This window comes from Natrialba sp. PRR66 (genome assembly GCF_034808065.1).
Taxonomy (GTDB): domain Archaea; phylum Halobacteriota; class Halobacteria; order Halobacteriales; family Natrialbaceae; genus Natrialba; species Natrialba aegyptia.
Genome location: NZ_JAXHGN010000004.1, coordinates 330943 through 341375, shown reverse-complemented (window position 1 = coordinate 341375; position 10433 = coordinate 330943). Strand labels below are relative to the sequence as shown.

Below are 10433 nucleotides of genomic sequence, written 5' to 3'. Positions count from 1 at the left end.
ACGTTTTTTCGGAACGCCCTCAATTGTGCTACTGCATGACGCAATGGAAACGAAGCCAGACCGAGGCAGTGAGCGCAGACATCACGGAGAAGACGAACGCGCTGCCGGCCCGGTACTTCACCGATGACGACGTTTTCGAGATGGAGAAAGAGAAAGTGTTCGGCCAGTACTGGGTCTACGCCGGCCACGCCAACAGCATCAGCGATCCCGGGCAGTACTTCACGCGAACCGTCGGCGGGCGCGATCTAATCGTCGCTCGAGACGACGACGGTGACGTCTGCGCCGTGGAGAACTTCTCCGCTCGCGACGGCGACGCGCTCCTCGAGGACGCGCCGATGACCGATCCCGAACGCGTCGATCCGGACGCGCTCGACGATGCAGAGTCGGTGCACGTCGACAGCATCGGTCCGCTGCTGTTCGTCAACCTCAGTGAGGATCCGATGCCACTGGCCGAGCAGGCCGGCGTGATGAAAGACCGCCTCGAGGCACTGCCCCTCGGGGAGTACGAACTCGCCACTCGGATCAGTTCGGAGGTCGAGTGTAACTGGAAGGTATTCGCGAGCAACTACTCGGAGTGTGACCACTGTCAGGCCAACCACCAGGACTGGATCAAGGGCATCTCGCTCAACGACTCCGAACTCGAGGTCAACGACTACCACTGGGTGCTCCACTACACGCACGCCGAAGACGTCGAGGACGAGATGCGGATCCACGACGAGCACGAGGCACAGTTCCACTACTTCTGGCCGAACTTCACGGTCAACATGTACGGCACCGCCGACGGCTACGGCACGTACATCATCGACCCGATCGACACCGACCGCTTCCAGCTTATCGCGGACTACTACTTCCGCGACAGCGAACTCTCCGAGGAGGAACGCGAGTTCGTCCGCACCAGCCGCCAGCTCCAGGAGGAAGACTTCGAACTGGTCGAACGCCAGTGGGACGGGCTCAGAACGGGCGCGCTCGCCCAGGCCCAACTCGGCCCCAACGAACACACCGTCCACCGCTTCCACCAGCTCGCTCAGGAGGCCTATAACTCATAACTGATCTGAAACGCCAGAGGGGGACCCATCCGACTGAGTATATCGTTCCGTTTTTCGGAACACCGGGATTCGTCATCTGAAATTGTTGCGACGACACTCTCCGATCTGGAGTCGCGTTTCGCACCGCCTCTGCTGGCCGACCGGCTGCATCTTCTGATGGAGTCGTCGTCGAGTACCTGCGGAAGCAGGCGTAATCGCTCAGAGGCGACGAGAGCGTGAGTTCCTTCCCGTATTGCGCTAGACGAAATGATACGTTTTCCCGTTCTCCGCAACACATCAAGTAGATTAGCTGTTGTGGGCAGTGCGAGTGAGTCTATAGCGGACGTGTCCCCGTTCCGACTCGATGCCAGCCGCGAACACAGAACTGCGATAACGGTCTCTATATTGCCGCTATTGGGGCGGACAACGAACTATCACTCTCGGCGATGACGGGAGATTCATTATACGTCGATACGAGATGTTATACGGAATGGTCACGTCTCCATCGGAGATTCCGATCACCGTTATCAGTGGACCGCTAGGTGCGGGTAAAACGACGCTGGTCAACCGACTGCTGAACAACCCCGGCGATAGGCGAATCGCCGTCATCGTCAACGACATGGGCGAGGTCAACGTCGACGCGGAGTTGATCGCCGACGAGACGGAGGAGGGTGTCGTCGACCTCTCGAACGGGTGTATCTGCTGTCGGCTCCAGGACGATCTCGTCGCTCAAGCGACGCGGTTGGCCGAGGAGCGCTCGTTCGACTACCTCGTCGTCGAGGCGTCGGGAATCAGTGAACCGGTTCCCATCGCTCGCGTGCTCACGGAGGGGACAAAAGAAGGCAGCCTTCCGGACCGGTTCCGCCTCGATACGACAGTTTCGGTCGTCGACGCCTATGGGTTCTGGAAAGCGTTCGATTCCGAAGAATCCCTCCCGGATGCTGCTCCGGATCCGGAGCGCCCGCTGACCGAGGTGTTAGTCGACCAGATCGAGTTCTGCGACGTGTTGCTGCTGAACAAGTGCGATATGGTACCTGATGATGCGCGGGAGTCTATCGAGGCCGCCATCCGCGAACTCCAGCCGCGTGCGACGCTTCACCGAACGACGTACAGCGATGTCGACTCGAGTGCCGTTCTCGATACCGGATCGTTCGACTTCGAAGCGGCACGGCGACAGCAAGGCTGGAAGCGAGCCCTATCCGAAGAAGCAGCAAACGAGCATCCGGACCACGACCACGGTGACGATACCGTTTCGGCGGCCGAGGCACACGGCGTCGAGTCCTTCGTCTATCGGCGAGAGCGCCCCTTCCACCCCGAGCGGTTCGACGCGTGGCTCGACGACTGGGACGGCAAGATTCTCCGCGCAAAAGGGTTCGCGTGGGTGGCGAGTCGCCCGGAGACGGTTCTCGGGGTGAGTCAGGCCGGCCCGTCCGTTCAGGCTGGCCCGATCGGCGAGTGGGGAGACGACGACCCGGCAACACGGTTAGTGTTCATCGGTAGCGACCTCGACGAAGCGGCCGTGACTGACGAACTCGATGACTGTCTGGCGGCGTCCGACGAACGCACCGAAGCGTACGCTACCGATCCCTTCCCCCGCGGATCCGCTTGATCTCCGCCCGAATCTGATCCCTTCACTAGTCGTTCCAGCGCCCGCATACTCTTCGCAGCCGACGTTGACTGATCACCGGTGACTGCCCGGTCCGCGTCGTACTCAGGTACTTGGCGCGTCTCGTACTCGGTCCCTCGCGTCCGGCCGTCTAGGAACGAAGAATCCTGTGCGAGTAGCGTATTGTCAGATAACGTAGAGTGACGTAGTCACGCTAAAAACGGAGGCGTCTGATCGCGCGAGGGTTACGGTTCCAGCAGGACCTTCGTGACACCTTCCTCGCGGTTGTCGAATTTCTCGTACATCTCCGGTGCGCCCTCCAGGTCGACGCGGTGTGAGACGACCCAGCTGGGATCGGCGCGCCCTTCGATGATCATGTCGCGGAGTTCGCGGTTGTACTCCTTGACGTTGCACTGGCCGGTACCGAGCGCCTGCCCCTTCTCGAAGAGGAGACCAAAGTCGATGCCGAGACGTCCCTGTGCGGCCATGTCGTCCGGTGCACCGGGGTCATCGGGGACGTACAGTCCCGGAATCCCGAGTTCCCCGGTCGGGCGGACCGTCCGAATGAGATTGTTAATTACGACAGCCGGATTCTCACGAGCGGGGTCGTATGCGTCGTCGCCTTCCTTATCCGGGTCGATAGCCTGGTATCCGACGGCGTCGACGCCCTTGTCCACGCCCCCGCCGTGGACCTCCTTGATCTGTTCGACCGGGTTGCCCTCTTCGAAGTTGATCGGCGTCGCGTCACAGTGTTCCTCGGCCAGTTCGAGGCGACTGGGAACGCGGTCGACGACATAAATCTCTGCAGCACCCTTGAGCTTGGCACTATAGGCTGCCATCAGGCCCACCGGCCCGGCGCCGTAGATAGCGACGGAGTCACCGGACTGGAGGTTGGCGAGTTCCGTGCCGTGCCAGCCCGTCGGGAAGATGTCCGCGAGCAGTGCAAACGAGTCCTCGTGTTCGTCTCCGTCGGGCAGTTTGAGCGCGTTAAAGTCCGCGTACGGAATGCGGAGTTGCTCGGCCTGTCCGCCCTGGTACGGCCCCATCGCGACGTATCCGTACGCGCCGCCGGCGAATCCGGGATTGACGTTCGTACAGAAGCCGGTGTAGCCGTTCTCGCAGTTCTCACAGAAGCCGCAGGCGACGTTGAACGGCGCGACGACGCGGTCGCCCACCTCGAGGGAACTCACCGCATCGCCGACCTCGGTCACGGTCCCCATGTTTTCGTGCCCGAACACGATCCCCGGCTCTGCGGCCGTCCGCCCTTCGTACATGTGTAGGTCGGACCCGCAGATACACGTTGTCGTGATGTCGATCACGACGTCGTTTGGGTGCTCGATTTGAGGTTGTTCGACTTCTTCGACCGCGACCTCGCGTTCGCCTTTGTAAACGACGGCATTCATGGACATTGATCGATATCTCCATTCTCATCCACGAGCGGACTATATTTATATTCGGTGTTTATACTGGCGGTCAAAACTCAACATGTAAAAGTCCCAACCTTCGATGGCGTGTCTGTGTATTCTGTCGGATCTAATTGGCGGCCTTTGTTTGGATCTGATACGGTTCTTCGATCTCGTAATCCGCGCTGAGCAGGTCTGCGAGCCGCATGACTAACTACGACCTGCTCGCTTCGTACATTGCGTTACCGAAACGGTGCCTCTGGTTGCATCCGTTCTCGACCGAGAGCGACACCTCCAGCAGAGCCGATGACCGGTTCCTTTACCGGAACGGAGAGATCGGCGTTAGTAGTGCATTCGTTCGGCTCGTCTCAGCGTCTCAGTAGGCCGTTTCATCCGGTGTTTTTCATTCCGGCAGCGATTCCCTTTACCGTGAGCCGGAGCGTTCGCTCCTCGATATCCGTGCGATGGGTCTGCTCGAGCAAATGGACCTGCAGTACGTTTAGCGGATCGACGTACGGATTCCGGCGTTCGAGGTTCTCACCGAGCCAGTCGCGAGGATGGAGTTCGTCGCGTCGGCCGATCTCGGTGATCAGTTCGAGCGCACGTTCGTACTCAGCAGTTATGCGTGAGAAGAACCGCTCGCGAAGGTCGGGATCCGCGATGTCCGCGTATTGCGCAGCGATCTCGAGATCGGTCCGGGACAGCGAGAGCGCCGCGTTGTCCAGCGTGGTGCGGAAGAACGGCCACTGGTCGTACATCTCCCGAAGGATATCCATCGAGCCACCGTTGTCCAAGTACGCGTCGATACCGGTCGCGAGGGCGTACCAGCCGGGGAGGATACATCGCGACTGCGTCCAGGAGAACACCCACGGGATCGCCCGGAGATCCTCGACGCTGCGCTCGCCGCTACGGGAGGCCGGCCGCGAGCCGAGGTTGAGGTCCTCGATGACGGTGATCGGCGTCGCCTGCTCGAAGTACCGGACGAAGCCGTCGCTCTCGAGGAGGTTCCGGTACTCCCGGCGGGCGGCATCGGCCATCGTCTCCATGGCGTCGATCCACTCCGCGATAATCTCTTCTTCGGGTTGGTTGATCGCCTGCTTGCGCGCCCGGAGCTGGGCGTTGAGCATCTGCTCGATGTTGCGCTCGGCGATTCGAGGATTGCCGTACTTCTCGGCGATGGCTTCACCCTGTTCGGTGAACTTGACCTGGCCCGTGATGGTGTTGTTCGGCAGCGCCAGCAGTGCCTCGTTCATCGGGCCGCCGCCACGGGAAATCGATCCACCTCGGCCGTGGAACAGCCGCATCTGGACATCGTAATCGTCGCAGATCTCACCCAGCCGCTGTTGGTTTTTAAATAGTGACCAGTTCGCCGCCAGGAACCCGTTTTCCTTGTTCGAGTCCGAGTAGCCCAGCATGATCTCCTGGGTCCGCCCGCGGGCCTCGAGAGCCTGACTGTAGGCCTCGTTTTCGAACAGCGTGCCCATGATCCGGCGGGCCCCAGAGAGGGCGTACTCGGTCTCGAGCAGCGGAACGATGTCGATCCCCGCGTGTTCGGGAAGCGCGACCACGCCGGCCTGATCCGCCAGAAACAGCACCTCGAGGACGTGGCTGGGCTCGTCAGTCATCGAGATGCAGTAGGTGTCGATCGTCTCGACGCCGTATTCAGTTTGCCAGTCGGCGAGGCCGCCGAAGAGTTCGAAGACGCGCGCCGAGTCCTCGGAGATCCCGTTGGTTTCGCTCAGGTCGAGTACGGGCTCGTCCTGTAACACGGCGTCGGTCAGGAACGTGACGCGCTCCTCTTCCGAGAGATCGTAGTAGTCGATCCCCTCGCTCTCGAGGGCCTCGGCGATAGCGTCGGTATGCTTCTGCTGATGTTCGCGCAGGTCGAGGCTGGCCAGCGAGAAGCCGAAGGTGGCGACCTGGCGCCGGATCGGGTCGACGTGGGCCTCGACGACGTTTTCGGCCACGTTGTTACAGAGGCTCTGTGCGATGACCTCGAGGTCGTCGAGGAGTTCGTCGACGTCGTCGTAGCCGCCCGGCCGGACATCGCCGACGCGCGCGAGGCGCTCGCGCATGAGTTTGAGCTTCTGGCGGTACGGTTCGTCGGGGTAGCGTTCTTCGGCCATGCGGGCGCTGCCGGGAAGCCGTTCACGGTCTTCCTCGAGGGAAGCCTCGAACTCGCCGCCGGTGTCGATGCGGCTGCCGTCTTGGCTCAACACGCCCGAGAGGCGCTTGAGTTGCTCGCGGTACTTCTCGAGGACGACCTCGCGCTGGCGTTCGAGCGTGTTCGCGGTCACCTCAGGCGTGACGTAGGGATTCCCGTCTCGGTCGCTGCCCGCCCATGAGCGGAACTCGAACAGCTTCGGAATCTCGAGGTCGCCGTCAACCTCGGCGTCAATGGCGTCGGCGAGTTCGTCGTAGACTTCATCGACGACATCGAACAGCGTGTTCTCGAGATACCACTGGACGTTGCGCGCCTCGTCCTCGGGTTCGGGCTGGCGGTTGCGCACCTGTGGGGTCTGCCAGAGGCTCGTCACCTCCGCGTCGATGTCCCGCCACACCTGCTCCTGCTCCTTGTCGGTCAGCAACTGTTCGTCCAGCGTCTCGAGATGCGTCGAAATCTCTCTGAGTTTGGATTTGACCGTTTTCCGTCGCGCTTCGGTCGGGTGTGCGGTGAACGTCGGTTCGATTAGCACATCGTCCAACACCTGATAGACAGTATCGACGTCTTCTTCGCCCAGTTCTGCGGCCGCAGCGTCGAGACCGTCCTCAAGCGTTCCCTCGTTCGATTCAGTGCGGATAGTACGCACTCGCTCGCGTTCCTCCGCAAGATTGATCAGTTCGAAGTAGGTCGTAAACGCACGCACGACGATCCGCTGCTGATGGGGCGACAGCCCCTCAAGTTCCGCTACCAGCGGGGCACGGGACTCGCGCTCTCCGGAGCGGTATTCGACCGCGGTCTGACGACACGACTCGACCGTTTCGAACGCCTGTCGCGATGTCTGGTCCTTCAGTACCTCGCCCAGCAATTCGCCGAGTTCTCTGACGTCTCGTGAGATTTCTCTATTGTGAGTTGGCATGATCTCCCTCTGGTGATTACATCGAATACCCACATAAAGTCGATGATTATTGATAATAGCCCCATCTATACGGACGTAGACCGGTATCCGTCTCGGTCCTGCTCTCGGACTCTCGAACGCCGGAATCGGGATCGCAGAGTTCGTCGACGGAGGCGCGCCGAACCGTATCACCCATCCTGACGTCGTCGGTGGTCAGTTGACCGATTGCGCGGACGGATTCACTGTCTCCGTCGAAATCAGGCGGTATAACCGTTCTTCGCTCCCTTCGTGAGATGTGTGCTAAGACAGCCGAGTTTCCCGCTTCGGGTACAGAGCCTCATTATGTAATTATATGGATAATGGTTCCACAGCCGATACCGCGACCCCAACGTCTCTCATCCTTGCTGTTTCGCGTATCTAGATAGCACTGAAAGGGTCACTCTCTCGTCAACAGTACCGGTCCTCGTAGGATCAAGACGCGGAACCATTCGACGCAGCGTCGAGGGTACCGTCATGAATGCCGCTGTATAGCGGATCGATCCGAACGCGAGAACCTCCGAATCTTCCGTGGTCAGACACATATACTACACAAATTCACTTGTAAATACTCACCTTCCACTCGCGATTTCCAATTCTAAAACCCATAATATATATCAAATAACATTTAGTGTTTAATAATTCAAACGAAATCCTCTCATACACGACTCTTTCGGCCGATCACGGCCGTTCACATCACAGTTGTTTCCGGTTGCCGTCTCGGAACAGAGTCACGTTCCGTGGAAAAGGCGAAAATACCTTGATACAGCAGCTATTCTGTCGACATCAATGGCTGTACGCTGGTTAGACACGGTCAGTGCCGACGATCTCGAGACGGTCGGTGGTAAAGGCGCCTCCCTGGGCGAACTCATGGGAGCTGGGCTGCCCGTTCCTCCGGGATTCGTCGTAACCGCCGGGACCTATCGATCGTTCATCGAGGAAGCCGAAATCGACGAGGAACTGTTTGCGGCCGTCGACGTCGATGCCGACGACTCGGCGGTGCTGGCCGAGGCGGCCGACCGCGCCCAGGAACTCATCCTCGAGACACCGTTCCCCGACGAACTCCGCGATGAGATCCTCGAGTCGTATCGCGAGATCAGTGAGGGAGAGGCGTTCGTCGCAGTGCGGTCGTCGGCGACGGCCGAGGACCTGCCCGACGCCTCCTTCGCGGGCCAACAGGAGACGTTTCTCAACGTCACCGAGGAGGCGCTGCTCGACCGCGTTCGGGCGTGCTGGGCCTCGCTGTTCACCCAGCGGGCGCTCTACTACCGCCAGGAGCAGGGCTTCGATCACTCTGCAGTGAACATCGCGGTCGTCGTCCAGCAGATGGTCGACGCCGAGAAGTCGGGCGTGATGTTCACGAGCCACCCCTCGACGGGCGACCAGACGATGATCATCGAGGCCGCCTGGGGCCTGGGCGAGGCCGTCGTCTCTGGCGCCGTCTCGCCGGACAACTACGTCGTCAGCCGCGACGACCGCTCGGTCGACGTCACCGTCGCCGAGAAGAAAGTGATGCACGAGAAAGACGACAAAACCGGTGAGACCGTCGAGCGGGAGGTCCCCGAAGACAGACGTAACACACGCGTGTTGGGCGAGAATGAGATCGATCAGCTCGTCGACCTCGGCGACCTCGTCGAGGACCACTACGGCGAACCGCAGGACGTCGAGTGGGCTATCGTCGAGGACGAGGTCTATATGCTCCAGTCCCGGCCGATCACGACCATTGACGACGATTCCGGCAACGCGGCCGAAGTGACGGATACCGTCGACGAGGTCGGCGACGCTGCGCAGGGACTCACTGACGGCAGCGGTGTCCAGGCCGCAGAGGCGAGCAGCGCTCCCGGAGCGGACGGCGACGCCGGCGAGATTCTCGTCGATGGCCTGGGCTCGAGTCCGGGAACGGTCAGCGGTCCCGCAAAGATCGTCGAAAAGCTCGACGATCTGGCAAAGGTCGGCGAGGGCGACATCATCGTTACCGAGATGACGATGCCAGACATGGTGCCCGCGATGAAACGCACGTCGGGGATCGTCACCGATGAGGGCGGCATGACCAGTCACGCCGCCATCGTCTCCCGCGAACTCGGCGTTCCAGCCATCGTCGGGACGACCAACGCCACGACCGTCCTCGAGGACGCCCAGATCGTCACGCTCGACGGTGACAAGGGCCAAGTCTTGGAAGGCGAAGAGGTCGAACCCGACGAAGAGACCGACTCCGTCGAGGAGGTCCGCCCGCAGTCGCCGGTCAAGCCCATGACCGCAACCGAGGTGAAGGTCAACGTCTCGATTCCAGAGGCCGCCGAACGCGCAGCCGCGACCGGTGCCGACGGTGTCGGCCTCCTCCGGACCGAGCACATGATCCTCTCGCTGAACCAGACGCCTGCGAAGTTCATCGACGAGAACGGCACCGGCGCCTATACGAAGGAACTGATCGACGGCATTCGTGGCGTCGCTGACGAGTTCTACCCCCGCCCCGTCCGCGTCCGAACGCTGGACGCCCCAACCGACGAGTTCCGCCAACTCGAGGGCGGCGCGGACGAACCGAAGGAACACAACCCGATGCTCGGCTACCGCGGCATCCGGCGGTCGCTCGATCGACCGGACGTCTTCGCCCACGAACTCGAGGCGTTCCGGCGGCTCTACGAGATGGGCTACGACAACGTCGAGATCATGTTCCCGCTGGTCACCGATGCCGAGGACGTTTATCGGGCGAAGGAACTACTGAAAGAGGCCGGTATCGATCCCCAGACGCGCCGCTGGGGCGCGATGATCGAGACGCCGGCGTCCGCGCTGGCGATCGAAGAGCTGATCGAGGCCGGTATCGACTTCGCCTCGCTCGGGACGAACGACCTCACCCAGTACACGCTGGCCGTCGATCGGAACAACGAAAACGTCGCCGACCGATTCGACGAACTCCACCCCGCTGTCCTGCAGCTGATCAGCGGCATCATCGAGACCTGCCGCGAACACGACGTCGACACCAGCATCTGCGGCCAGGCCGGCTCCAAACCTGAGATGGTCCAGTCCCTCGCCACGGAAGGGATCACGTCCATCTCGGCGAACATCGACGCCGTCCGCGACGTCCAGCACGAGGTCAAGCGCGTCGAGCAGAAGCTGCTTCTCGAGTCGCAGAGAACGGAGTGACTTCGACGGACAAAACGTGACTCGAGACTGTGGGCGGATCGGACGAGGGTCGACGCAAGCGCTGACCGAGCGACCGGGGCGTCGGCCCTACTCGAGGGTGTCGTCCGATTCGCCAGGTATCGGTCGAGAGGCCGAACGGTTCCATAGAGTCACGGTCATTTGA

The 10433-nt window shown here is 61.2% G+C and carries 5 protein-coding genes; 3 read left to right on the top strand and 2 right to left on the bottom strand.

Going from position 1 to position 10433, the window contains the following annotated elements; translation table 11 throughout:
* The first annotated feature begins 35 nt into the window (after positions 1–35).
* On the top strand, positions 36–1046 hold the full coding sequence (locus SM755_RS15605) for an SRPBCC family protein (protein ID WP_323173481.1): 1011 nt from the start codon (positions 36–38) through the stop codon (positions 1044–1046).
* A gap of 469 nt (positions 1047–1515) precedes the next feature.
* On the top strand, positions 1516–2634 hold the full coding sequence (locus tag SM755_RS15600) for a GTP-binding protein (protein ID WP_323173480.1): 1119 nt from the start codon (positions 1516–1518) through the stop codon (positions 2632–2634).
* A 242-nt stretch (positions 2635–2876) separates the two neighbouring features.
* Here the strand turns inward: SM755_RS15600 and SM755_RS15595 are convergent, their stop codons facing one another.
* Both SM755_RS15595 and ppc read right to left on the bottom strand, forming a co-directional pair.
* Positions 2877–4034, bottom strand: coding sequence for a glutathione-independent formaldehyde dehydrogenase (locus SM755_RS15595; protein WP_323173479.1), 1158 nt, complete (start codon positions 4032–4034; stop codon positions 2877–2879).
* A gap of 389 nt (positions 4035–4423) precedes the next feature.
* Entirely contained in the window at positions 4424–7114 is a 2691-nt protein-coding gene (gene ppc / locus SM755_RS15590; RefSeq protein ID WP_323173478.1) for a phosphoenolpyruvate carboxylase, read from the bottom strand.
* An 804-nt stretch (positions 7115–7918) separates the two neighbouring features.
* On the opposite strand from ppc, the gene ppsA reads away from it, so the two are divergent.
* Complete coding sequence (gene ppsA, locus SM755_RS15585) at positions 7919–10270, top strand: phosphoenolpyruvate synthase (RefSeq protein WP_323173477.1); 2352 nt, start codon at positions 7919–7921, stop codon at positions 10268–10270.
* The last annotated feature ends 163 nt before the right edge of the window (positions 10271–10433 follow it).

Coding starts and splice junctions, on each gene's coding strand:
- ppc (WP_323173478.1), bottom strand. CDS start 7,114: ATGCCAACTCACAATAGAGAAATCTCACGAGACGTCAGAGAACTCGGC.
- SM755_RS15595 (WP_323173479.1), bottom strand. CDS start 4,034: ATGAATGCCGTCGTTTACAAAGGCGAACGCGAGGTCGCGGTCGAAGAA.
- SM755_RS15600 (WP_323173480.1), top strand. CDS start 1,516: ATGGTCACGTCTCCATCGGAGATTCCGATCACCGTTATCAGTGGACCG.
- SM755_RS15605 (WP_323173481.1), top strand. CDS start 36: ATGACGCAATGGAAACGAAGCCAGACCGAGGCAGTGAGCGCAGACATC.
- ppsA (WP_323173477.1), top strand. CDS start 7,919: ATGGCTGTACGCTGGTTAGACACGGTCAGTGCCGACGATCTCGAGACG.